We start from the raw sequence: 230 nt of genomic DNA on the forward strand, positions 1-230 counted from the left end.
ATATTCAGACAAGGTTTCTCGTGCCCCGCCCTACTTTTCTCTAGCTTAGTACCGCTCGTCTGTTTTCGCATACGGGACTATCACCCACTATGGTTGACCTTTCCATGCCACTTTGCTAACAGTCGAGGTATCACTAGAAGGCTGTTCCGATTTCGCTCGCCACTACTTTCGGAATCTCGGTTGATGTCTTTTCCTCGAGCTACTTAGATGTTTCAGTTCACTCGGTTCGC

At 48.3% G+C, this 230-nt stretch carries 1 rRNA gene; it reads right to left on the reverse strand.

The features are described from left to right. Positions 1-230: ribosomal RNA gene (locus GVL12_RS26120) — 23S ribosomal RNA — on the reverse strand; the annotation flags it as partial.

It is taken from the genome of Pantoea sp. 18069 (genome assembly GCF_902706035.1).
Taxonomy (GTDB): domain Bacteria; phylum Pseudomonadota; class Gammaproteobacteria; order Burkholderiales; family Burkholderiaceae_C; genus Comamonas.